General features: G+C 62.2%; 22 protein-coding genes. 11 read left to right on the forward strand and 11 right to left on the reverse strand.

What is annotated here, in order from left to right:
* Window position 1 precedes the first annotated feature (1 nt).
* A complete protein-coding gene (gene phoB, locus AB1A62_RS12915) occupies window positions 2-691 on the forward strand; it encodes a phosphate regulon transcriptional regulator PhoB (protein ID WP_039183088.1) in 690 nt (229 codons plus the stop codon).
* A gap of 73 nt (window positions 692-764) precedes the next feature.
* Here phoB and AB1A62_RS12920 read toward each other — a convergent pair whose 3' ends face one another.
* Window positions 765-1,676, reverse strand: a complete 912-nt coding sequence (locus AB1A62_RS12920; protein WP_366661873.1) for a LysR family transcriptional regulator — start codon at window positions 1,674-1,676, stop codon at window positions 765-767.
* Window positions 1,677-1,775: 99 nt separating this feature from the next.
* Here AB1A62_RS12920 and AB1A62_RS12925 point away from each other — a divergent pair, with 99 nt between their 5' ends.
* Window positions 1,776-2,996 carry an acyl-CoA dehydrogenase gene (locus AB1A62_RS12925; protein ID WP_366661874.1) on the forward strand — a complete coding sequence of 407 codons (1,221 nt, stop codon included), beginning with the start codon at window positions 1,776-1,778 and terminating at the stop codon, window positions 2,994-2,996.
* 637 nt (window positions 2,997-3,633) lie between these two features.
* On the opposite strand, the gene AB1A62_RS12930 is transcribed toward AB1A62_RS12925, so the two are convergent.
* The gene (locus AB1A62_RS12930) at window positions 3,634-5,184 is read right to left on the reverse strand and encodes a trimethylamine methyltransferase family protein (RefSeq protein ID WP_366661875.1); all 1,551 of its coding nucleotides are present in this window, start codon (window positions 5,182-5,184) and stop codon (window positions 3,634-3,636) included.
* 429 nt (window positions 5,185-5,613) lie between these two features.
* Between AB1A62_RS12930 and AB1A62_RS12935 the strand changes: the two genes are divergently transcribed.
* The 5 genes from AB1A62_RS12935 to AB1A62_RS12955 all read left to right on the forward strand — a co-directional run bounded on the left by AB1A62_RS12935 (window position 5,614) and on the right by AB1A62_RS12955 (window position 11,032).
* Window positions 5,614-6,129: a hypothetical protein gene (locus AB1A62_RS12935; RefSeq protein WP_366661876.1), complete on the forward strand. Its 516-nt coding sequence runs from the start codon at window positions 5,614-5,616 to the stop codon at window positions 6,127-6,129.
* Window positions 6,130-6,367: 238 nt separating this feature from the next.
* Complete coding sequence (locus tag AB1A62_RS12940) at window positions 6,368-6,946, forward strand: outer membrane beta-barrel protein (RefSeq protein WP_366661877.1); 579 nt, start codon at window positions 6,368-6,370, stop codon at window positions 6,944-6,946.
* Window positions 6,947-7,249: 303 nt separating this feature from the next.
* The gene (cysS, locus tag AB1A62_RS12945; protein WP_366661932.1) at window positions 7,250-8,632 is read left to right on the forward strand and encodes a cysteine--tRNA ligase; all 1,383 of its coding nucleotides are present in this window, start codon (window positions 7,250-7,252) and stop codon (window positions 8,630-8,632) included.
* Window positions 8,632-10,266 carry a citramalate synthase gene (gene cimA, locus AB1A62_RS12950; RefSeq protein WP_366661878.1) on the forward strand — a complete coding sequence of 545 codons (1,635 nt, stop codon included), beginning with the start codon at window positions 8,632-8,634 and terminating at the stop codon, window positions 10,264-10,266. The genes cysS and cimA overlap by 1 nt, the downstream gene beginning before the upstream one ends.
* A complete protein-coding gene (locus AB1A62_RS12955) occupies window positions 10,256-11,032 on the forward strand; it encodes a squalene/phytoene synthase family protein (protein WP_366661933.1) in 777 nt (258 codons plus the stop codon). The genes cimA and AB1A62_RS12955 overlap by 11 nt, the downstream gene beginning before the upstream one ends.
* Before the next feature lie 72 nt (window positions 11,033-11,104).
* Here AB1A62_RS12955 and AB1A62_RS12960 read toward each other — a convergent pair whose 3' ends face one another.
* Complete coding sequence (locus tag AB1A62_RS12960) at window positions 11,105-12,322, reverse strand: MFS transporter (protein ID WP_366661879.1); 1,218 nt, start codon at window positions 12,320-12,322, stop codon at window positions 11,105-11,107.
* On the opposite strand from AB1A62_RS12960, the gene AB1A62_RS12965 reads away from it, so the two are divergent.
* Window positions 12,323-13,069, forward strand: a complete 747-nt coding sequence (locus AB1A62_RS12965) for a DNA-3-methyladenine glycosylase 2 family protein (RefSeq protein WP_366661880.1) — start codon at window positions 12,323-12,325, stop codon at window positions 13,067-13,069.
* Window positions 13,066-13,731 (forward strand): alpha/beta fold hydrolase, encoded by a 666-nt coding sequence (locus AB1A62_RS12970; RefSeq protein ID WP_366661881.1) that lies wholly within the window; start codon window positions 13,066-13,068, stop codon window positions 13,729-13,731. Before AB1A62_RS12965 ends, AB1A62_RS12970 begins: the two co-directional genes overlap by 4 nt.
* Before the next feature lie 22 nt (window positions 13,732-13,753).
* Here the strand turns inward: AB1A62_RS12970 and AB1A62_RS12975 are convergent, their stop codons facing one another.
* On the reverse strand, window positions 13,754-14,176 hold the full coding sequence (locus AB1A62_RS12975) for a VOC family protein (protein WP_366661882.1): 423 nt from the start codon (window positions 14,174-14,176) through the stop codon (window positions 13,754-13,756).
* Window positions 14,177-14,188: 12 nt separating this feature from the next.
* Window positions 14,189-14,842: a pseudouridine synthase gene (locus AB1A62_RS12980; protein WP_366661883.1), complete on the reverse strand. Its 654-nt coding sequence runs from the start codon at window positions 14,840-14,842 to the stop codon at window positions 14,189-14,191.
* A gap of 230 nt (window positions 14,843-15,072) precedes the next feature.
* On the opposite strand from AB1A62_RS12980, the gene AB1A62_RS12985 reads away from it, so the two are divergent.
* Window positions 15,073-15,657 carry an HNH endonuclease gene (locus AB1A62_RS12985; RefSeq protein WP_019297838.1) on the forward strand — a complete coding sequence of 195 codons (585 nt, stop codon included), beginning with the start codon at window positions 15,073-15,075 and terminating at the stop codon, window positions 15,655-15,657.
* Between the two features lie 156 nt (window positions 15,658-15,813).
* On the opposite strand, the gene AB1A62_RS12990 is transcribed toward AB1A62_RS12985, so the two are convergent.
* Window positions 15,814-16,179, reverse strand: coding sequence for a hypothetical protein (locus AB1A62_RS12990; protein WP_366661884.1), 366 nt, complete (start codon window positions 16,177-16,179; stop codon window positions 15,814-15,816).
* 559 nt (window positions 16,180-16,738) lie between these two features.
* Here AB1A62_RS12990 and AB1A62_RS12995 point away from each other — a divergent pair.
* Window positions 16,739-18,091, forward strand: a complete 1,353-nt coding sequence (locus AB1A62_RS12995; protein WP_366661885.1) for a mechanosensitive ion channel domain-containing protein — start codon at window positions 16,739-16,741, stop codon at window positions 18,089-18,091.
* A 38-nt stretch (window positions 18,092-18,129) separates the two neighbouring features.
* Here AB1A62_RS12995 and AB1A62_RS13000 read toward each other — a convergent pair whose 3' ends face one another.
* The 5 genes from AB1A62_RS13000 to AB1A62_RS13020 form a co-directional block, all read right to left on the reverse strand.
* On the reverse strand, window positions 18,130-19,113 hold the full coding sequence (locus AB1A62_RS13000; RefSeq protein WP_366661886.1) for an AI-2E family transporter: 984 nt from the start codon (window positions 19,111-19,113) through the stop codon (window positions 18,130-18,132).
* 53 nt (window positions 19,114-19,166) lie between these two features.
* The gene (locus AB1A62_RS13005) at window positions 19,167-19,928 is read right to left on the reverse strand and encodes a hypothetical protein (protein ID WP_366661887.1); all 762 of its coding nucleotides are present in this window, start codon (window positions 19,926-19,928) and stop codon (window positions 19,167-19,169) included.
* Window positions 19,915-20,316 (reverse strand): phage holin family protein, encoded by a 402-nt coding sequence (locus tag AB1A62_RS13010; RefSeq protein WP_366661888.1) that lies wholly within the window; start codon window positions 20,314-20,316, stop codon window positions 19,915-19,917. The genes AB1A62_RS13005 and AB1A62_RS13010 overlap by 14 nt, the downstream gene beginning before the upstream one ends.
* Window positions 20,303-20,755 (reverse strand): hypothetical protein, encoded by a 453-nt coding sequence (locus AB1A62_RS13015; protein WP_366661889.1) that lies wholly within the window; start codon window positions 20,753-20,755, stop codon window positions 20,303-20,305. Before AB1A62_RS13015 ends, AB1A62_RS13010 begins: the two co-directional genes overlap by 14 nt.
* 124 nt (window positions 20,756-20,879) lie before the next feature.
* Window positions 20,880-21,065, reverse strand: coding sequence for a PLDc N-terminal domain-containing protein (locus tag AB1A62_RS13020; protein ID WP_366661890.1), 186 nt, complete (start codon window positions 21,063-21,065; stop codon window positions 20,880-20,882).
* Window positions 21,066-21,131 lie beyond the last annotated feature (66 nt).

Consider the following 21,131-nt stretch of genomic DNA (forward strand, 5'->3'; position numbering starts at 1 on the left):
GATGGCTGCCGACCAGCCCACCGTTCTGGTTGTAGAAGACGAAATGGCCCAGCGGGAGGTGCTGGCCTACAATCTCGAAGCTGACGGCTTCCGCGTGCTCAAGGCCAAGGATGGCGAAGAAGCGCTGCTGGTGGTGGAAGAGGATATGCCCGATATCATTATCCTCGACTGGATGATGCCCAACCTCAGCGGCATCGAGGTCTGCCGCCGTCTCAAGACCCGCGCTGAGACCCGCAATATTCCGGTGATCATGCTGTCAGCAAGGTCCGAGGAAGTGGACAAGGTGCGCGGCCTGGAAACCGGCGCTGATGATTATGTGGTGAAACCGTATTCGGTGGTGGAGCTGATGGCACGCGTGCGCAGCCAGCTGCGCCGGGTCCGGCCCTCCACTGTCGGTGTGCGGCTGGAGTATGACGACATCGTCTTGGATGCGGAAACCCACAAGGTCAGCCGGGCCGGTAACCAGCTGAAGCTGGGTCCGACGGAGTTCCGCCTGCTGTCCACCTTCATCGAGAAGCCGGGCCGGGTCTGGAGCCGGGAGCAGCTGCTGGACCGGGTGTGGGGCCGCGACATCTATGTCGATACCCGAACCGTCGACGTCCATATCGGCCGCTTGCGCAAGGCGCTGACCCAGCATGGCGGCGACGATCCGGTCCGCACTGTGCGCGGCGCAGGCTACGCCTTGGGCTGAAGCCTGGGCTGAAACGGCACCAGGGGGTGCACTAAGGGTGTACAGGGGGTGCACGCATGCCACCCCCTGTGTTTCACCGCGGCAGCGGGTCTTCCGGCTGCGCTTTTCCCGCCAGCCAGCTGCGGAACTTCACCAGTGCCGGGGCGTCTGATTTCCGCTCCGGCCAGACCAGGTAATAGGCGCCTGCGGTCTCCACCGGCTCCGGATGAAGCGCCACCAGGCGGCCCGTCGCCAGATCCTGCTCCACCAGGTAATCCGGCATCAAGGCGACACCCAGCCCGTGCATCGCTGCCTGGGTGATGGTTGCGAATTGATCATAGATTGTCCCGCCGAGATTTGCGCCAGCCGCTATGCCTTGCTGTTCAAACCAGTCCTTCCAGGCTGTTGTCCGGGTCTGGATATGCAGCAGCGGCAGCTTCAGGATGTCCTTCGGTTGATTGACCGTCCGCCCCTCCAGCAGCTGCGGCGCGCAGACGGGCAGCAGCTGTTCGTGCTTCAGCAGCAGAGACTGGGTGCCGGGCCAGGATGCATCTCCAAAATGTATCGCTGCGTCAAAGGGTTCGGTGGCAAAATTGAATGGTTCCAGCCGGGTGGCCATATTGATGGTCACATCGGGGTGCTGCCGGGCAAATTCCGGCAGCCGCGGCATCAGCCAGCGCATCCCGAAGGCCGGCAGGATCGCCAGGTTGAGCGTCCCGGCCAGCGGTGCGGCCTGCAACCGCAGGGTGGATTGCACGATCTGGTTCAATGCCTGGCGGATCTCAGCCGCGTAGTTCTGCGCTTCTGTTGTCAGGGTCAGCCGCTTCTGGTCGCGCTGCACCAGGTCCATCCCCAATTGCCGTTCCAGCGTTTGCAACTGGCGGCTGACGGCGCCCTGCGTCAGCGCCAGTTCATCGGCGGCGGCCGAGGCGCTGCCGAGCCGGTCGAGCGCTTCCAGCGCGCGCAGCGAGGAAATCGAGGGAAGGAACTTGCGTGGCACGGTCATGTATGAGTGTTTGTCATGGATAGTTGCGAAAGTCTCGCTGTTTTTTCCGTTCACCTCCCGTTAGGGTTTGCCCAAATCGCGAACCACTGAGGTGACAAGATGACCGACAAACCCGCCCTGCGCGCCAAGGATGCCCCGGATCTGGGCCGTTTCAACTGGGAAGACGCGCTGCGTCTGGAGGACCAGCTTACCGAGGACGAGCGGATGATCTCCGCCTCGGCCCGGGCCTACGCGCAGGAAAAACTTCAGCCGCGCGTGCTAAGTGCTTATGAGAACGAGGAAACTGATCCTGAGATCTTCCGCGAAATGGGCGAGATGGGCCTCCTCGGCACCACCATTCCGGAGGAATACGGCGGGCTTGGCGGCGGCTATGTCTCCTACGGTCTGGTGGCACGTGAAGTAGAGCGTGTCGACAGCGGATACCGGTCGATGATGTCGGTGCAAAGCTCGCTGGTGATGTATCCCATCTATGCATACGGCAGTGAGGAGCAGCGCCAGAAATACCTGCCGAAACTGGCCACCGGCGAATGGATCGGCTGCTTCGGCCTGACCGAACCAGATGCCGGCTCCGACCCTGCCAGCATGAAGACACGCGCTGAAAAAACTGAGGGCGGATATAGGCTTACGGGTTCCAAGATGTGGATCTCCAACGCGCCGATCGCTGATGTGTTTGTGGTTTGGGCCAAGTCCGAAGCGCATGGCGGCAAGATCCGTGGCTTTGTGCTGGACAAGGGCCTGAAAGGCCTGAGCGCGCCGAAGATTGAAAACAAGGCCTCCCTGCGGGCCTCGATCACCGGTGAGATTGTGATGGATGGCGTCGAGGTTGGCGAAGATGCGCTGCTGCCGCACGTGCAGGGGCTGAAAGGCCCGTTCGGCTGTTTGAACCGAGCCCGCTACGGCATCAGCTGGGGCGCCATGGGGGCCGCCGAGGCCTGCTGGCACGCGGCGCGGCAGTACGGGCTGGACCGCACCCAATTCGGCCGACCGCTGGCAAACACCCAACTGTTCCAGCTGAAGCTGGCAAACATGCAGACTGAAATCACCCTGGGTCTGCAGGCGTCTCTGCGCGTCGGCCGCCTGATGGATGAGGCCAATGCGGCGCCGGAGATGATCTCGATCATCAAGCGCAACAACTGCGGCAAGGCACTGGAGATTGCCCGGATGGCCCGCGACATGCACGGCGGCAACGGTATCAGCCTGGAGTTCAATGTTATCCGGCACATGGTGAACCTGGAGACCGTGAACACCTACGAGGGCACACACGACGTCCATGCGCTGATCCTGGGCCGCGCCCAAACTGGTTTGCAGGCGTTCTTCTGATTTGAAAGCGGCAGCGCGGGAAAAGTGTCCCGCGCTGCAGTTTCGCAAAATTGTTTTGCAAAATTGCACGTGTTGGGCAGGGAGTTATTTTCGCAAAGGATTGGAACCTGCGCCTGCTTCTGAAATCGCTGCCGGAGCCTGGCTGTCTCGTTAACGTGGTTTCGCCTGAAGGCTTTGTTTCCTCAGCCCGGCCTGCCTCCGCCTTGCCGTGATTGGTTAACGGCTTCAGTCCATTTTGCCGGTTTTCATGTTCGATCGAAGGTTTTTGAAGATCGCAGTGCGAAATCGCAAGATCTGGAAATCGCCCGTTATTTAGGACTGAGCTCTGCATTCCTGCAAAGCTGAACTGCTGCGTGAGGTTCTGACCCGCATCCTATTGCGGATACGCAAAGCGTGTTTTGCGAAAGTGCGCGCGCAAAACCGCAAACTGGTGGGTCGATTTGATCTGGAGTGCCTGCAATTATTGATGCTTTACAATACGTTAACCTGTGAGTTCGGTTGGCGCAAGGTGCAGGTTAAGAAAATTTTCAGGATTTGTTTGCGGGGGCCGTTGGAGGCCCAACAAGAAAGCAGGTCCCAGGGGAAAAAGAAATCGGGCCGGAAATTCCGGCCCGCTTCGGTGGTGCATCTGCCGGTATCAGGCCGGCAAGTGGATGTTGAACTTTTCCCGGATGGCCATGTCGGTCGCGGCATCAAACCGCGCGGCGGCCCGCTGGGACAGGATTTCCTCTTTCTTCGCGGTAGCCTTGGCAATCAGATCGGGCTTGTCGCGCTCAACCCATTCCTTCGGGGAGGTGCGGTCGCCGAGGGCCGGGTAGACATAGTCCACCTGCATCCGGCTGAGGGTCTGATCGGTGCCCAGGTAGTGGCCGGGTCCGCCCATGCATGTGGCGCGCATCTGGTCCAGGGCCAGGGTTTCGTCATTCACTTCGATGCCGCGGACACAGCGCTGCGCCTGGCCCAGAAGGTCGTTGTCCAGGATCAGAGATTCCAGGCAGAAGCCCAGAAGCGAAGCATGCATCCCCGCGGCCTCATAGACCATGTTAAGCCCGGACAGGCCCGCCATAACCGCAGAGCACATCTGTTCCCAGCCGGCCTGCATATCCGGCAATTTGGAATCCGAAGCGCCAGCAGCAGCGCCGCCGGGCAGGTCGTAGAACTTGTGCATCTGGGCGCAGCCTGCGGACAGCAGCGCCTGCTCGCCGGAGCCAACGGTCATCGCTCCTGTGCGCAGGTCTAGGCCAAAAGGCCAGGTGCCGAAAATTGCGGGCGCACCGGGCTTTACGGCGTTTACGTAAACCAGCCCGGCGAGGCATTCAGCAACCGCCTGGGTGATCGCGCCGGCGATGGTCGACGGCGCCGTCGCACCCGCCATGCCTGCCGACAGCAGCAGCACCGGCATGCCGCCCTTGATGCATTCCTCCATCACTTCGCAAGACTCGGTTGCAAATTTCATCGGCGGAACGACGAAGCAGTTGGAGTTCGACACAAACGGCCGTTCGCGCCATTTGTCCTCGCCGCCGGCAATCATGTGCAGAAGCTCCAGGCCGGGCTTCACGAAGTCAGGCTCAGTGAAGGACACGCCGACATGTTTGGTGGTGCCGGCGGTGGTCGCGTAGATGGAGTTCAGGTCCATCTCCAGGTTGTCGGGAATGTCGCGGCAGACCATCGGGCGCTGGACAAAGTGGATGTTGTCCAGCTGGTCGCAGATCCGGGCGGCGTCATGCAGATCCTGAACGGTGGAATCGCGGTACACGCGGCCATGCACGTCCACCATGCTGACTGCGGCGCCGGCGGTGCCATAGTGCACCCGGCCGCCGGACAGCTGCAGGTCGGTCTTTCCGTCGCGGCTGTACAGCGTCACGGAGCGGTTTGCCTTGGCAATGGTGTCCTCGACCAGCGCGCGGGGGAACCGGATGCGGCCGTCATCGCCCAGGATGCAGCCGGCGGCGGTCAGGTAATCGATGCCGCTTTGCGGGGCGTCGGCGAGGCCGATCTCTTCCAGTGCGGTGAGCGCGGCCTCGTGGATTTTTTCCATATCGGCCTGGCTGAGAAGTTTCAGCGCGGTGGATTCCATGCCGGGGCGGACCGGGCGCAGGTGCTCTGGCAGGGCGGCGGCACGGGCGGCACGGCGCGCGTTGCGTCCGCCGCTGCGGGCTGCGCGGGTGGAGGAGGCTTGATCGTTCATTCAAGGAGCCTTTCAGGAGAAGAGAGTAGAAATTTGAGAAATTTCAACTCAGTGCGGCCGGCCTCTGGCCGCACGGCCCCGCGCCGCACCGATTGTGCGGCAGATGAGGCTGACAAGGCTGCGTTCTTCCTGCATGCGGTCTCCTGTGACTTCCCGGCAGTTTGGCATGCGTTTGCGAAGTTTCTAGCACGATAACGACCTGAGTGAAAAATGCGACACTTTTTTCACAGGGGCAGGCCGCAAGGCTGCAGCCCTAGGAGTTTACTAAATTTCATTATTTTTAACGGTGCGGAGGGCATTTTTATCGGTTCCCGCATTGCAAGGTAGCTGGCAGTTTGGTTCCGGGAACGAAATATTAATCATTAATGCCTATGCTCGGGCCATGGGGGATGGCGCGCTGAAAGGTGCATTGCAGGAAGGCACAGCCACATGCCGATGGTTAAGAAGACCAAACTCTGCCAAACGCTCGCTGCAGTGCTCACCGTTACCGTATTCCACGCCCAGTCCGGACTCGCTGAAGAGAGCGCCCGTTCCGTTTCCCCTGGATTTTTGCAAGCTGAACAAAGGTCTTTCGGTGGAGAGGCACGAACATTTGCGTTCGGCTATGGCGACGGGGAGGGCGGTTTTGTATTCGGCGGCAGCCTGGCAACCGGGCAAAACGGGCCGCTGACACGTGCGGTGCAAGCGGAGGAAACGCATCAGCTGCGCCTTCATGCCGGATATGACTTTGGACCGGCCACCGGTTTTGTAACCCTGGGCGGGCTTCAGGCGGAGGCGTCCGGCGGCCGGCGCCGTGGGCCGCTGTTCGGCTTTGGGATGCGGGTATCGTTGAACCGCGCGCTGCAATTGACCGGAGAGATTTTGCATCACGAGGCCGGGCCGAAGGACGGCAGCGCCAGCCCGCGCGGTGAGACTCTGGCTGTGAGCGCCGCTTTCCGGTTCTGATAGAGCTTCTGCGTGTTTCTCCTCCGGGCGATAGGAAAAGCAGTTCACCTTTTCAATGGCTTGGCGAATTTCCGCCTGCGGAATCCGGCGGAAAAGCGCGGGCAGATTCGGGATTTCGGCCAGTCACTGCCAATTCACTGATCGTGACCTGAGCGGCTCTGGAAACTCCGGGGCAAAGACCTTTTGTAGGCGTCAACGGCGCACAGCCTGCGCCGGGACTGCAAAAGGAGAAGTCTGAATGACTCGTTTCGTAGCTATGACAGCCATCGCAACCGTAATGGGCAGTGCGGCCTTTGCCGGCAATCTGGTTGAGCCGGTGGTCGAACCCGCGCCGGCTCCGGCGCCGGTTGTGGTCAATGAGGGCGGCGACTGGACCGGTTTCTATCTGGGTGGCCAGATCGGCCAGCTGGACGCGGATGCCAGCAACGGTGCCTCGGGTGATGATACCGCTTACGGTGTCCACGGCGGCTACAATTATGATTTCGGCCGTTTCGTGCTGGGCGGCGAACTGGACTATGACGCAACCGACCTGGATCTGGGCGGCGGCGCAACCGTCGACTCGGTGGCCCGCGCCAAGGTGAAGGCAGGCTATGACTTCGGCCGGGTGCTGGCCTATGTGACCGGCGGTGTGGCTGAGGCCGACAGTTCGCTGGGCAGCGAAACCGGCGACTTCTATGGTGTCGGCCTGGCCTATCAGGTGACCGACCAGTGGCAGATCGGCGGCGAAGTGCTGGAGCATGACTTCGACGAGTTCGGCACCTCGGGCGTTGGCTCGGATGCCACCTCGGTGTCGCTGCGCGCATCTTTCAAGTTCTAAACTGACACAAGCACCGGCGCGGCACTCTAGTTCCGCCGCGCCGCTGGCCGCCCGGTCTGTACCCAAGGCAGGCCGGGCGGCCTCTGCCTTTTCAGGCTGCCAAAAGGCTTGGCGGGGCTGCCGCCCCGTGCTAAGCAGCCTGCATGAACCAGAAATGCACCACCATTATCTGCTGCATTACCTGCTGACATATCAGCGGGCTGGTTTCTGTCGTTTTCATTTCCCTGACAAGTTGCTAAGCCCGCGTTGCGCGCAATGGGTGATGCCGGCCGTTTTGAGCTGGGCATGCAAAAGGAACCGGGCATGGGAACCAAGGACAGAGTGATCAAGCTGCAGAACACGAAGACCCGCAAGAAAGAGGTCTTCGAGCCGATCGACGCCAGCAACGTGCGGATGTATGTCTGCGGCCCCACGGTTTATGACCGGGCGCATCTGGGCAATGCCCGGCCGGTCGTGGTGTTTGACGTGCTCTATCGTCTTCTGCGCGAGGTTTATGGCGCAGATAAAGTGACTTACGCCCGAAACTTCACGGACGTTGACGACAAGATTAACGCCCGCGCCGCCGAGAGCGGGCGGCCGATCGGCGACATCACCGCCGAGACGACGCAGTGGTTTCTCGACGACATGGGCGAGTTGGGCGCCCTGGAGCCGGACCACATGCCGCGGGCAACCGAATACATCCCGCAGATGGTGGCGATGATCGAGGATCTGATCGCCAAGGGCCACGCTTATGCAGCGGAGGGCCATGTGTTGTTTGCTGTCGACAGCTGGAAGGAGCTGTATGGCAAACTGTCGGGCCGGTCTGTCGATGACATGATCGCCGGCGCCCGGGTTGAGGTGGCGCCCTATAAGAAGAACCCCATGGATTTTGTGCTGTGGAAACCCTCCACCGGCGATCTGCCGGGCTGGGACAGCCCCTGGGGCCGCGGACGGCCGGGCTGGCACATCGAATGCTCGGCGATGTCTTTTGAGCTGCTGGGAGAGACCTTCGACATTCATGGCGGCGGCAACGACCTGATGTTCCCGCACCACGAGAATGAAATTGCGCAAAGCTGCTGCGCCCATCCGGAAGGTGAGTTTGCACGTTTCTGGCTGCACAATGAGATGCTGCAGGTGGAAGGCAAGAAGATGTCCAAATCCCTGGGCAACTTCTTCACCGTGCGCGACCTGCTGGACCAGGGCTATCCCGGTGAGGTGATCCGGCTGGTGTTCCTGCAGACCCATTACCGCAAGCCGATGGACTGGACCGACAAGAAGGCCAAGGAAGCAGAAGCCACGCTGCGCAAGTGGCGGGCGCTGACCGCGGGCATCGAACCCGCGCCCAGCGCTGCTGCCGCGGTCTTGGATGCACTGGCCGATGACCTGAATTCGGCAGGTGCGATTGCCGAGCTGCACAAGCTGGCAGCGGCGGGCGATGCCGCCGGTCTGCTGGCGTCGGCACAAATGCTGGGGCTGCTGACAGAAGACATGGGCGCCTGGGCCTCCGCACTCTCCGTCGACCTTTCCGCATATGAGGCAAGGCTGTTCAAAGCTCGTCAGAAGGCTATGGAAAGCAAGAACTTTTCGGAAGTCGACGAGCTGAAGGCGGCCTTCGTCGAGGCGGGACTGGAAGTGCGGATGAGCAAGGCCGGGGTGGAACTGGTGCCGGGAGCCGGGTTTGATCCGGCCAAGCTGGAGGCGCTGTGATGGCCAAGGAGCGCCTCTATCTTTACGACACAACCCTGCGCGATGGGCAGCAAACTCAGGGCGTGCAATTCTCCACCGAAGAGAAGAAGCAGATTGCGCAGGCTCTGGACAATCTGGGCATCGACTACATCGAAGGCGGCTGGCCGGGTGCCAATCCGACCGACAGCGCGTTCTTTGAGAAGGCGCCACGGACCCGCGCCACCATGACCGCTTTCGGCATGACCAAGCGGGCAGGCCGGTCGGCTGAAAACGACGATGTCCTGGCCGCGGTGATGAACGCGGGAACCCGGGCAGTGTGCCTGGTCGGCAAGAGCCATGATTACCACGTGACCCATGCGCTGGGGATCACGCTGGAGGAGAACCTGGAGAGCATCCGCGCTTCGGTCGACCATATTGTGGCACAGGGGCGCGAGGCGCTGTTCGATGCCGAGCATTTCTTTGACGGATACAAGGACAACCCGGACTACGCCCTGTCGGCCTGCCGCTCGGCGCTGGAGGCGGGCGCGCGCTGGGTGGTGCTGTGCGACACCAATGGCGGTGCGCTGCCGGCGGAGGTCCACCGGATCGTCGGCGAAGTGGTCGGGGCCGGTATCCCAGGTGAGAAACTGGGCATACATACCCATAACGACACAGAAAATGCCGTGGCCTGCTCCTTGGCGGCGGTGGATGCCGGGGCGCGGCAGATCCAGGGAACCCTGAACGGTCTGGGCGAACGCTGCGGCAATGCCAACCTGACTGCGCTGATCCCGACGCTGCTGCTGAAGGAGCCCTATGCTAGCAAGTTCGAGACCGGGGTGAGCCTGGAGGCGCTGGCTGGCCTGACCCGGACCAGCCGGATGCTGGATGATATCCTGAACCGGGTTCCGGTGCGCCAGGCGGCCTATGTGGGGGCTTCGGCCTTTGCCCATAAGGCGGGGCTGCACGCCAGCGCGATCCTGAAAGACCCGTCCACTTATGAACACATCGAGCCGGGCAAGGTCGGCAATGCGCGGGTGATCCCGATGTCGAACCAGGCCGGGCAGTCGAACCTGCGCAAGCGTTTGACCGATGCAGGGCTGACCGTCGAAAAGGGCAACCCGGCGCTGGCGCGGATCCTGGAGCGGATCAAGGACCGCGAGGCGGAGGGCTATTCCTACGATACCGCGCAGGCCTCGTTCGAACTGCTGGCGCGCAAAGAGCTGGGCCAGTTGCCGGACTTTTTTGAAGTCAAGCGCTACAAGGTCACCGTTGAGCGGCGCAAGAACAAGTACAACCGGATGGTGAGCCTGTCCGAGGCGGTGGTTGTGGTGAAGGTTGACGGCGAAAAACGCTTGTCCGTCAGCGAGTCGCTGGACGACACCGGCAGCGACCGCGGTCCGGTCAACGCGCTGGCGCGGGCGCTGAGCAAGGACCTGGGGCGCTATTCGGCGCAGCTGGAGGATATGCGGCTGGTGGACTTCAAGGTGCGGATCACCCAGGGCGGCACCGAGGCGGTCACCCGGGTCATCATCGACAGCGAGGACAGCCAGGGCCATCGCTGGTCCACCGTCGGTGTCAGCCCGAACATAATTGACGCCTCGTTTGAGGCACTGCTTGATGCGATCCGCTGGAAGGTGATCCATGACAGCGGGGCCGGGCAGGCGGATGCAGTTTGACGCCGACCTGACGGCCTGCGCAGAGCAGGTGCAGAAAAGCGACCCGGACCGGTTTCTGGCTACAATGGCTGCACCGGTTCCGGCGCGGCCGCTGCTGTTCGCGCTGTACGCCTTTAATATCGAGCTTGCACGGGCGCCATGGGCCAGCCAGGAGAGCATGATCGCCGAAATGCGGGTGCAGTGGTGGCGCGATGTTGGCGCGGAGATCGCCGAAGGGAAGCCGGTCCGCCGCCATTATGTGTCAACGCCTTTGGCGCAGCTGCTGAAGCCGGAACTGGCGGCCTGCATTGACGGCATGGCAGAGGCGCGGCGCTGGGACATCTACAAAGACCCCTTTGAGGATGAGGCCGCCTTTGACAGCTATATCGACCGGACCAGCGGTTCGCTGATGTGGATGGCTGCAGCGTCTTTGGGGCAGGCGGATGAGGCTGTTGTCAGGGATTTCGGCTATGGCGCAGGCATCGCTAATTGGCTGCGGGCAATCCCTGAACTGGAGGCGCAAAAGCGAATCCCGCTGCTGGATGGAACTCTGGAAGGGGTGCAAGCTTTGGCACGCAAGGGGCTGAAAAAACTGAAAGAAGCGCATTCGACGAGGGGGGCGGTTTCGAAATCGGCCGGGGCTGCGCTACTGGCAGGCTGGCAGGCGGAAGCAGTTTTGAAACAGGCCATCCGCGAACCCGAGCGGGTCGCGCAGGGGGCCCTCGGCCTGAGCGAGTTCCGGCGCCGGGCGGGGTTGATGCGGCGGGCCGTCTCCGGGCGCTGGTAGGGAAACAACGTGAAAAAAGGGCGCCCGTTTCGGCGCCCTTTTTCATTTGCCCGTGCCTCCGAACTGGCCCGGTCAGGCCGCTTTGGGCCGCATCACCAGCCACAGCAGCGCGCCGCCTGCCAGCATCAGGAAGGGCGCCATGGCCATGTTCACTGCGTTCCAGCCATCCACCGGGTTGCCGCCGGAGCAGTTCATCAGCCCGCCTGAGGCAAGCGAAGCCATGGTCACGCCGCCAAACACCAGAAGATCGTTGAGGCCTTGCATTCGGCCTTTTTCATGGCTGTCATGTGCGCCGGCCAGCAAGGTCGTGGCGCCGATGAAGCCGAAGTTCCAGCCAATGCCGAGCAGAACCAAAGCAATGAAGAAGTTTACGAGATCCACGCCTTGCAGCGCGACTGCGCCTGCGCCGGCGAGGATTATCAGGCCTGCGGCGACAATCTTTTCGACACCGAAACGGGCGATCAGGTGGCCGGTGAAGAAGGAGGGCACATACATCGCAAGGACATGGGAGGTGACCACATCCGCGGCGTTGCCCTCGGTGAAACCGCAGCCCACCACCGCGAGCGGCGTCGAGGTCATCACCAGGTTCATCAGCGCATAGGAAACCATGGCGCAGATCACCGCAACGGCGATAACCGGCGTTTTCAGAAGCTCCAGGCGGCTGCGGCCCTTAGGACTGTCGTGACTGGGCGCAGGCGGCCTGGGGATGTCCAGAAACAGGAATAGAGCCGCGCCCAGAACGTTGACGGCAATCACCGCCATGTAGGTGCCAAGAAACGGAATAACAAAGGCTTGGCTGGTGGCCTTCACAATCTGCGGGCCGATGACAGCGGCCGCCAGCCCGCCCGCCATGACATAGGAAATCGCCTTGGGGCGGAACGCTTCGGATGCGGTGTCGGCGGCCGCAAAACGGTAGAAGCCATGCGCGCTCATGTAGACGCCGGTCAGCAGGCTGCCGACCAGGAAGATGGGGAACGACCCGAGATACAGCCCGTAAGCGCCAACCAGGCCGCCAACCGCGCCAAAGGCGGCGCCGGTGAAAAAGCCGGCCCGGCGGCCCCAGCGCTGCATGATTGCCGAGATCGGTGTGGCTGCCAGCATCGAGCCGCCCACGATCAGCGAGATCGGCAGCGTCGCAAAGCAGGGGTTGGAGGCCAGCGACTGGCCCGCCAAGCCGCCAACGATGAAAATCATCGGCATCTGGGCGCCGAGGATCGCCTGGGCCAGCACCAGGATGGCAACGTTTTTCTTGGCGACCGCGTCGCTGGGGGTGGTCATGGTCATGCTCATATGGGATGCGTAGCGGTGAACCGGGGGCGGGGCAAGGCGCTTGCCGCGCTGGAGGGCCGCCGTTTAGCCGCGGCCAAAGGGGGTGACGTGGCGTCAGATCAGCAGAGGTTTCTGCCCGGAGTTGGCCGGATCATTCAGTGTGACGATTGCGTCTCCGAGGGCGCGGAATGGCTGGCGGCACAGGACTGCCGGTTTGCCCATGCGCTGGACCTGACCGGCCCGCTGCCCCTGCGGCGCAAGCCTGAAGGGTTTGCCGAGTTGCTGAGCGCCATTGTCAGCCAGCAGGTGAGCGTGGCCTCCGCCAATGCGATCTGGAAACGGATGAAAGAGGCCAAGCTGACCGGCCCTCGCAAGATTCAGTGGGCAACAGACGAGGACCTGCGCGCGGCTGGCCTCAGCCGCCAGAAAATCCGTTACGCCCGGGCGCTGGCCGAGGCACGTATTGATTTCAAAGCGTTGCGCAATGCTCCTGATACGGAGGTGATCGCCACGCTGGTCCAGGTGCCGGGAATCGGCGTCTGGACCGCGGAGATTTACGCGATGTTTTCGCTGGGCCGGGCAGACGTGTTTGCCCATGGCGACCTGGCCCTGCAGGAGGCCGCGCGGGTTCTGTTCGATCTCCCCGCCCGCCCGAAAGAGCGGGAGATGCGGCAAATTGCGGAAGCCTGGTCGCCGTGGCGGTCGGTTGCGGCGCGCATTCTGTGGGCCTATTACCGGGTGGCGAAGGACAGGGAAGGAATCCGATGACTCGTGTACTGAATGCCGGCCGCAAGGAGCCGCTCTCCGGCGAAACCCGCTCCGTTGTGGTGTTCCTGCATGGCTATGGCGCCAATGGCGCGGACCTGCTGGGGCTGGCCGATCCTCTGGGCGAACACCTGCCGGATACGCTGTTTGTCGCACCCGACGCGCCCGAGGCCTGTGCCGGTGCGCCGTTCGGCTTCCAGTGGTTCCCGATTCCCTGGATCGACGGTTCGTCGGAAGAGGAAAGCATGCGCGGAATGCAGGCCGCGGTGGAAGACTTGAACGCCTTCCTCGATGCGCTGATGGTGGACGAGGACGTGCTGCCGGAACAGGTGGTGCTGTTCGGTTTCAGTCAGGGCACCATGATGAGCCTGCATGTTGCGCCGCGGCGCGAGGACGCTGTATCCGGGATTGTTGCATTTTCCGGCCGTCTGCTGGCGCCGGAGCTGCTGAAGGATGAGGCGGTTTCCAGGATGCCGGTTCTGCTGGTGCATGGCGATCAGGACGACGTGGTGCCGGTGCAATCGCTGCCCGCGGCGGCCGAGGCGCTGCAGGAGGCCGGTTTCCAGGACGTCTTTGCCCATATCCAGAAGGGCACCGCCCACGGCATCGCGCCGGACGGGCTGAGCGTCGCGCTGGCCTTCATGCGCGACAAGCTCGGCCTGTAATGAATCTGGGTTGTACTGTGGGTCAATAGGCCCACAGATGCGGCTCGGCAATCTCGAGCGAGTTTCCGGCGGGATCACGAAAATAGACCGAACGCGCGCCGCTGGGCCAGTCAAATTCGGCCTCGATCTCCACACCTGCCGCCAGCAGCCGCTCCCGCATCAGCAGCAGATCCTCGCGGGGTTGCGTGAAACACAGATGCCCAGGTCCATGTGCGCCGTGCGGCGGCACCGGCAATCGCGGATTTCCGGGCGGCTTCACGGTTTCGGCGGCATTGAACAGCAGCACGACGGCACTGCCGCAGCGGAAAAACACATGCCGGTTGCCGACCCTCTGGATGCGTTCCAGTCCAAGAAGGCTACCGTAGAATGCTTCTGCCGCGTCCAGATCGTCCACATACAGGGACGCTTCCAGGATGGCATCGGGGGAAGGGGCTTGGGGCAGCATGCCTGCAGGCTATCAGCGGCGGCGGGGCCTGTCACCTTTTGCCGGACGCGGCGATGCGGCCTTGGGCCTGCGCGGCGGCTTCTGCGAGGGTTTGGGCGGGCCGGGCACGCCGGGCGGCTCCAGATCCTCCCAGGCGCCCTGCGCGAGCCCGTCCAGCGTCCAGGCGCCGATGCTGTAGCGGATCAGGCGTAAGGTGGGGTGCCCGACAGCCGCCGTCATCCGGCGCACCTGCCGGTTGCGCCCTTCACGGATGGTGAGCGCGATCCAGCTGTCGGGGACCGTCTTGCGCACCCGGACCGGCGGGGTGCGCGCCCAGAGCCCCGGCGGTTCCGGGATCACCTGCACCTTGGCGGGCCGGGTTTTGCCGTCCTTCAGATCAACGCCTTCTGCCAGCAGCTTGAGCGCGTCGGCACCGGGAAGGCCCTCCACTTGCACCCAGTAGGTCTTGTCCATCTTGTGCTTGGGATCGGTGATCCAGGACTGCAGGCGGCCATTGTCGGTCAGCAGCATCAGCCCCTCGCTGTCGCGGTCGAGACGGCCGGCGGCATAGACTCCAGGGCAGTCGATATACCGGCTGAGGGTTGCCCGCGGGCTGTCCTGGCTGCCGCGGTCGGTGAATTGCGGCAGCACGTCATAGGGTTTGTTGAAGCGGATCAGGCGGGTCATGGCAGGGCAATAGGCGGGAAGGTGCAGCAGGGCAAGAGGCAGGCGGCATGCCGACCTGTGGATAACTGTCACGGGCCTGTCACGGAATCAGCTTAGCCAACTCTCGATATATTGTGGATCATTGGGGCTTGCCAGGTGCCAACCACGATATATAGTCAAAGTCAGGCTGGGGCGGGTTCCCCGCTCTGGTTCCGGGAAACGGAAGATCAGGGCGAGGAAGACGTTCAAAAATGGATGGCGATTTCAGGGCAGAGTTTGTCAGATCTCCAGGGGCGCTGAAACAGCACCCGGCGCTGGTGCTGAATGCGGATTACCGGCCGCTTTCATATTACCCGCTTTCTCTATGGTCCTGGCAGGATGCAGTGAAGGCAGCTTGGCTCGACCGGGTGGCCATCGTGGCCGAGTATGACGAGGTGGTGCACAGTCCGAGCACCGAGATCCGAATACCGTCTGTGGTGGTTCTGAAAGATTATGTGAAACCTCAAAAGCGCGTGGCCTTCACGCGCTTTAATTTGTTTTTGCGGGATGAATTCTGCTGCCAGTACTGCGGCAGCAAGGGCGAATTGACCTTCGACCACGTGGTGCCGCGCGCTGCTGGCGGGGTGACCAGCTGGGAAAACGTTGTCGCCGCGTGCAGCCCCTGCAACCTCAAAAAGGGATCGAAATCATTGCACCGGGCCGGGATGTCTCTGCGCAAGCCGCCGCGGCGGCCCGGAGCAGAGGAATTGCGCAACACAGGGCGCAAGTTCCCGCCGAACCATCTGCACGAAAGCTGGATGGATTTCCTGTACTGGGATACTGAACTGGACGCCTGACAGGAGCAGACGAAACTGCTCCTGATGCGCACGCAGGTGACCCGAGCATCCTTCTGCCCGGGTTGGCGTCAAAGGACTGCTACGGATTTCGGTGTGCCGGAAAAGGCCGTCAGGCCTTTTCCCATTCATCGCGGAAAGGCACGGGTTCAGCGGCGGCTACTCCCCGACTTGGCCCATGATTGCGTCCAGATGCGCTGTTGCAAATGGCCGGGTAAGCATTGGCAGGTTCCTTAGGTCGGGATCTGTGGTCTTTCCGTTGACCAGAATGATGCGCCAGCCCTTGTCACGTGCCGCCAGCAGCCAGTTCCGGGCCGCTGGATCTCTGAGCGGGAAGGCGAAGAACACCAGCCGTGGCGTTGGTGCACGGTCATCCAGAAACGCTTCGCAAAGCTCAATTTTGGTTTCGCTGATTATGTCGTCCAGACCGCGGCGCATGAGATAGTCGCTGATGTCGACAGCTTCGAATGTGTTTTCAGTCAGGATCAGAATTGGTGCGTTCGCACCACTAGGTTCAGTGCCCATTTAGTCTCCTCAAGTGTTGGAGGAGCCATGCCACTGGCCTGGGGCGATTGCATTAAACTGTGACATACCGGATCGCGTTATTTGGAAGAAAAAATTTCTTTGGCCCAAGTGTGATACGCGCAGTGAGAAGAGTTCTGACGGTTTGGATCTTCCATTAAGTTCAAGAAATTAAGGGGGCAGGCGCAATTTCCCCCGAGCGCTTGTTTGAGAAATGCTGTTACTTTCTGCTCTTGCCCGCCGCGCCATCCGGATTCTTGAATTGTCACAGAACAATCGGGTCTGGGGCTGCGGTTTCTTGTGTTCGTGCCGCCGGCCGACTGAAAAATCCGCGGCAACGCGCTGAGAATGTCAGGAGCAACTTGTTTCAGAGGCTGAGGGAGTTAGCAGCAGGCGTGTTCAAGCCGTTCATTCTGCTTTAAGCAATGTTCAGCCTCCATCCATCCGGCAGCTCGCCGCGGGGCGGGGCACGCATTTGCCAATGTGATTATGTGCTGTGGAGGAACTTGAATTGAACCGTGAACAGGGTACGGGTAATTCATCGAGTGCAAACCGGGTGAGGATGCAGGCGGTTTTCGCTCTGGCGGCGGCAGCAATTCTTGCTTTCTCCGCGGTTGGCGGCCTCGCACAGTCGGCAGACGGCCCGGTTCAGACAGACGGCCAGATCGAAGTGGGCGCCGAGGCGGTGCGCGACAGCGAGATCCTCAGCCGGATTGAAAAGCTATTGGGCCAAATCGATGGTTTCGGCGGTGTCGAGGTGTCGGTGACGGAAGGTGTTGTCAGGGTCACCGGGCAGGTGATCGACAATGCAGCGCAGGACCGTCTGACTCAGATTATCAACCGCGTCGCCGGCGTGGTCGCGATCGAAAACGAAACGGAAATCAGCGGCACCCTGGAGGAACGGCTGGCACCGGCGATGGAGCGGATCGCAGGACGGACGCGGAACATTCTGGCAAACGGGCCGATCTTTCTGGTCGCCCTGACGGCCTTTCTGGTGGTCGCGGCCGGGGGCTGGCTGCTCACCACCCGGATCGGCATCTGGACCCGGCTGGCCCCCAACGCCTTTATCGCTGATGTCTACCGGGCGGTGGCGCGGATTCTGTTCATTCTGACGGGGCTGGTGCTGGCGCTGGATATCCTGAATGCCACAGCGCTGATCGGTGCGGTCCTGGGCGCTGCCGGTGTTGTTGGCCTGGCGCTTGGCTTTGCGGTGCGCGATACGGTGGAGAATTTCATTGCGTCTATCCTTCTCAGCCTGCGGCAGCCGTTCCGGCCGAATGACTTTGTCGACATTCAGGGGGATCAGGGGACCGTGGCGCGGCTGACCTCGCGCGCGACCATTCTGATATCGCCCGAGGGCAACCATATCCGCATTCCGAATGCGACCGTGTTCAAGGGCCGTATCGTGAATTTCACCCGCGACCCCCGGCGCCGTTTTGGTTTTGATTTGGGGGTTGATGCGGATGCGGATCTGGCGGCGGCGCTGGCCACGGCCGTTGCCGCATTGGAGGCGCAGCAGTTTGTTCTGAAAGAGCCGGAGGTTGGCGCCTGGATCAGCGAGGTTGGCGATTCCAACGTGATCCTGACCTTCACCGGCTGGGTGGACCAGACCAGAGTGGATTTCGCCAAGGCGCGCGGCGAGGCGATCCGGGCCGCCAAGCTGGCGATGGAAGCTGCGGGATTCGGCCTGCCGGAGCCGACTTACCGGGTGCGTTTGGATCGCGGACAGGCTGCGCTGCCACCCTCGGCAGGGCCTGCTGAAGAATACCGCACCGCAAAGGCTGCTATTGCGGACCTGCCGGAGGCTGCCGATCCTGCACGGGCGGAACTGGCAGTGGCAGAAGCGGCGGAGAGGGAACGCGAGGGAGTGGATGGCGGCGAAAATTTGTTGGACGATCAGCAAAGGGTTGAATGAAGCCGGCAGCTGCCCGCCGCGCGGCGGACGGTAGGCTGTTACATGGCTTTGCTTAGCGGATCATCCGCGTCCAGTTTCCGAGCGCCGGGCTGAGGATCCAGCAGAACACCGAGCCAAAGCAGCAGCGGCAGCGTTACAAAAGCGCCGACCGGTCCCCACAGCCATAGGCCAAAGACAATTGCCAGGAAGATCAGCAAGGGGTTGATCGCCATGCGCTGGCCTACGACCAGGGGGGTCACGATATTGGCCTCTGCCAGATTGATCAGCAGAAAGGCGAGCGGCGGCAGCACGGCGTATATGCCGTGAAATTGCAGCATTCCTGCGATGGTCAAACTTACCGCCATCAGCAGCGGGCCGAGGTAGAGAACGTAGTTCAGAAGCCCGGCCGCCAAACCCCAAAGGAGCGCGTATTCGACGCCAAACGCCATCATGGCAGCTGCGGTAACAGCACCAAGGCCGGTGTTCACCAGAGTTATGGCGGCAAAGTAGCGGGCTACAACGGTATCCGCGTGTTTCAGCCTGTCCTTCAGCGGTCCCGTCATCCGGTAGAGATCGTTGCGGGTCAGGGTAAAGAAAAACAATGTGCCCACGAAGATGAAAACCTGGGAGACAAAGCTGGGCGCCAGCCACAGGGCGTCACCCACCGAAGGGATAGCGGTTTGCGGTTCCACTGCCTCGGCGCCGACGCTTTCCTCTATCTCCTGGCTGATGGTCTCAATGCCGCGCAGCAGCGAGGAGGCGCGGTCAATCAAGCCTGCCATAACCGACTTGATGCGGGGCAGTTCCTCAATCAGGACGTTGATAAGCGGTTCGATCAGAAGCAGGATGATTGCGACAAAAAGCGTGCACAGCAGGAGCAGTGACAAGGCAATCGCCAGCCGCGGCACTCCGTAGCGGGCCAGCTTGTCGGCCAGCGGCGACACCACAACCCCCAGCACAAGCGCAAAGCTCATCGGAGCCAGGATCTGCTGGGCCAGTTGCAAGGCAGCAGTGATGCTGATGACCGTCAGGATCATCAGCATCACACGGACCCCCCGGCCGCTGAGAGCAGTTTTCAGAAATCCAGGCATCGCGGTCAGCTGGCCGTGGTTTGCGGCGGCTCATAGCTCTCCGCCGGATCCAGCTGGGCGCTGGCCTTCTGGTACAGCTTGTCCATTTCCTCGCGCAGGGCCGCTTCAGCTTTGGCCGCCAGCGCATCACGGTGGGCGCCAAGCAGCTCGTCCTCGCGGCGGGTGGCGGGCAGTAGCGCTCCGATCAGCGCGCCGAGACCAAGCGCGATGGCACCTGCGGCCAGAGGGTTCTGATCATAGAAGGTACGGCCCTGTGCTGCTAGGTCTGCCGCGTGGGCTTCGACTTTTTCCTGGGCCTGCAGCGCAGCCGTCCGGGCCTTGAGGACACGTTCGCGGGCGGCATCGGGCAGCGCGTCCAGGCCTGCGTTCAAGGTTTCACGCATCTTGCTGGTACGGAAGCTTTCTTCACTCATACCGGTCATCTCCTTTTTCATGGCAGCATCCGCCGCGGCGACACGGTCATCGAAACCGGCAAAGGCGGCCTCGGGCGGGAGAGCAGCCGGTTCGGGTGCGGGGCCGTGCCGGCGGGCACCGGTTCCGGTGAACATGAGCGCGAGCCCTGCTCCTGCCAGGACCAGTGCCGCAGGATTGCGTTTGGCAGCAGCCACAGCCTGATGGCCCAGCTGGCCGCCGTAGCCCTGTGCGGCGGCGGTCAGCTGTTCCGTGACGGAGCGCGGCGCAAGGGTGCTGCTCAGGCCAGACAGCGAGGCGGCCAGGCGGCGGCGGTCTGCGTCGACTTGCTGTTCAAGACTGTCAGTTCCGGGCATTTGCGGCCTCCTTGATGCTGGCAGCGTCTCGTTTCACATTGCGGATGGTGCGCGACGGCAAAAGCGCTTCGCTGCTGAGCCGGGATTTGCCCGCCACGAGAAGGCACGCGGCACCGGCCAGAAATGCGCCGCCGACGATCAGCGCAGACACTCCGGGGGACAAACCAGCAGCGGCGATCCAGGCAACAAGTGCTGCGGCAAGGACATGCAGGCCTGTCAGTGCGAGAATGGCTGCGATCGCCATACAGGCAAGCCCGGCTCCGGCGCGCGCGGCTTTTTCTTTCAGTTCGCCTTTGGCAAGTTCCGCCTCGCTGCGCAGCAAGGCTGCGAAATGGCGAAGCGTTTCGATGAACAGTTCGGGTGCCGCGTTCAATTCACGAAGTGCCATGGCGGGTTCCCCCATGTGCCGGAGACAAAGCGCCGCCTGTTTCGTGAAGGCTGGCATGCAACGGTTCGCGGGCTTTCAGAAAACGGATGGCAGCGAACCCGGCCAAGGCAGCAGCGCTGAGAAACAGAAGCGGATTGCGGCGAGCGAAGGCGCTAACATCCTGAACCGTCTGCTCGATGTCCAGCGCACGGACACGATGGGCCGCATCCTCCAAATGACCAGCCACCATCTGTGCAGCCTGGGCTTGGACTGAGCCGCGAGTAAAGGCATCAGCAGCAGCGCCGGCCGCGTCCGCGGCTGCCTGCACCTCATGCGCGGCCTGAGATTGCGCGGCATCCGTGGCCTCGCGAACTTTTTCCGTCACCGCGGACTTTGCCTTGCGCCCTAAACTGGCGGCCTGTGCGCGCGCCTGCTGTTCCAGATCGGTAGTAGTGGTCATTTTCCTTGCCTTTCTAATAGCCGCACATTGAACTAACGCGGGAAAAGCCGTGTCAGGCCCCCTGCGGGGCAAAAACGGACTGGCCCTGCCGGAGCCAGCCCTGCGGATCGGTTCGGCGAAATGGTCAGATGTGAGCGGCGGAAGATTTCGGACCGGCAATCAGCCAGATGATGAAGCCTAGAACCGGCAGCAGGAGGATCAGCAGCACCCACAGAACCTTGGCTGCGGTGGAAGCGCCAGAGGACACGGCCTTGACGATCGCGTAGACGTCTGCTGCCATGACAAGCAGGCCAATTAGTCCATATTCCATGATCTTCTCCCTTGGATATATGCTTCTGATGAGAGAACGCGGGCAGGGCGGATAAGGTTCCCTCGG

Source organism: Leisingera sp. JC11 (assembly GCF_040704725.1).
Taxonomy (GTDB): domain Bacteria; phylum Pseudomonadota; class Alphaproteobacteria; order Rhodobacterales; family Rhodobacteraceae; genus Leisingera.

Bases quoted from the DNA above. Each gene is read 5' to 3' on its own strand.
- phoB (WP_039183088.1), top strand. From the start codon at position 2: ATGGCTGCCGACCAGCCCACCGTTCTGGTTGTAGAAGACGAAATGGCC.
- AB1A62_RS12920 (WP_366661873.1), bottom strand. From the start codon at position 1,676: ATGACCGTGCCACGCAAGTTCCTTCCCTCGATTTCCTCGCTGCGCGCG.
- AB1A62_RS12925 (WP_366661874.1), top strand. From the start codon at position 1,776: ATGACCGACAAACCCGCCCTGCGCGCCAAGGATGCCCCGGATCTGGGC.
- AB1A62_RS12930 (WP_366661875.1), bottom strand. From the start codon at position 5,184: ATGAACGATCAAGCCTCCTCCACCCGCGCAGCCCGCAGCGGCGGACGC.
- AB1A62_RS12935 (WP_366661876.1), top strand. From the start codon at position 5,614: ATGCCGATGGTTAAGAAGACCAAACTCTGCCAAACGCTCGCTGCAGTG.
- AB1A62_RS12940 (WP_366661877.1), top strand. From the start codon at position 6,368: ATGACTCGTTTCGTAGCTATGACAGCCATCGCAACCGTAATGGGCAGT.
- cysS (WP_366661932.1), top strand. From the start codon at position 7,250: ATGGGAACCAAGGACAGAGTGATCAAGCTGCAGAACACGAAGACCCGC.
- cimA (WP_366661878.1), top strand. From the start codon at position 8,632: ATGGCCAAGGAGCGCCTCTATCTTTACGACACAACCCTGCGCGATGGG.
- AB1A62_RS12955 (WP_366661933.1), top strand. From the start codon at position 10,256: ATGCAGTTTGACGCCGACCTGACGGCCTGCGCAGAGCAGGTGCAGAAA.
- AB1A62_RS12960 (WP_366661879.1), bottom strand. From the start codon at position 12,322: ATGAGCATGACCATGACCACCCCCAGCGACGCGGTCGCCAAGAAAAAC.
- AB1A62_RS12965 (WP_366661880.1), top strand. From the start codon at position 12,323: ATGGGATGCGTAGCGGTGAACCGGGGGCGGGGCAAGGCGCTTGCCGCG.
- AB1A62_RS12970 (WP_366661881.1), top strand. From the start codon at position 13,066: ATGACTCGTGTACTGAATGCCGGCCGCAAGGAGCCGCTCTCCGGCGAA.
- AB1A62_RS12975 (WP_366661882.1), bottom strand. From the start codon at position 14,176: ATGCTGCCCCAAGCCCCTTCCCCCGATGCCATCCTGGAAGCGTCCCTG.
- AB1A62_RS12980 (WP_366661883.1), bottom strand. From the start codon at position 14,842: ATGACCCGCCTGATCCGCTTCAACAAACCCTATGACGTGCTGCCGCAA.
- AB1A62_RS12985 (WP_019297838.1), top strand. From the start codon at position 15,073: ATGGATGGCGATTTCAGGGCAGAGTTTGTCAGATCTCCAGGGGCGCTG.
- AB1A62_RS12990 (WP_366661884.1), bottom strand. From the start codon at position 16,179: ATGGGCACTGAACCTAGTGGTGCGAACGCACCAATTCTGATCCTGACT.
- AB1A62_RS12995 (WP_366661885.1), top strand. From the start codon at position 16,739: ATGCAGGCGGTTTTCGCTCTGGCGGCGGCAGCAATTCTTGCTTTCTCC.
- AB1A62_RS13000 (WP_366661886.1), bottom strand. From the start codon at position 19,113: ATGCTGATGATCCTGACGGTCATCAGCATCACTGCTGCCTTGCAACTG.
- AB1A62_RS13005 (WP_366661887.1), bottom strand. From the start codon at position 19,928: ATGCCCGGAACTGACAGTCTTGAACAGCAAGTCGACGCAGACCGCCGC.
- AB1A62_RS13010 (WP_366661888.1), bottom strand. From the start codon at position 20,316: ATGGCACTTCGTGAATTGAACGCGGCACCCGAACTGTTCATCGAAACG.
- AB1A62_RS13015 (WP_366661889.1), bottom strand. From the start codon at position 20,755: ATGACCACTACTACCGATCTGGAACAGCAGGCGCGCGCACAGGCCGCC.
- AB1A62_RS13020 (WP_366661890.1), bottom strand. From the start codon at position 21,065: ATGGAATATGGACTAATTGGCCTGCTTGTCATGGCAGCAGACGTCTAC.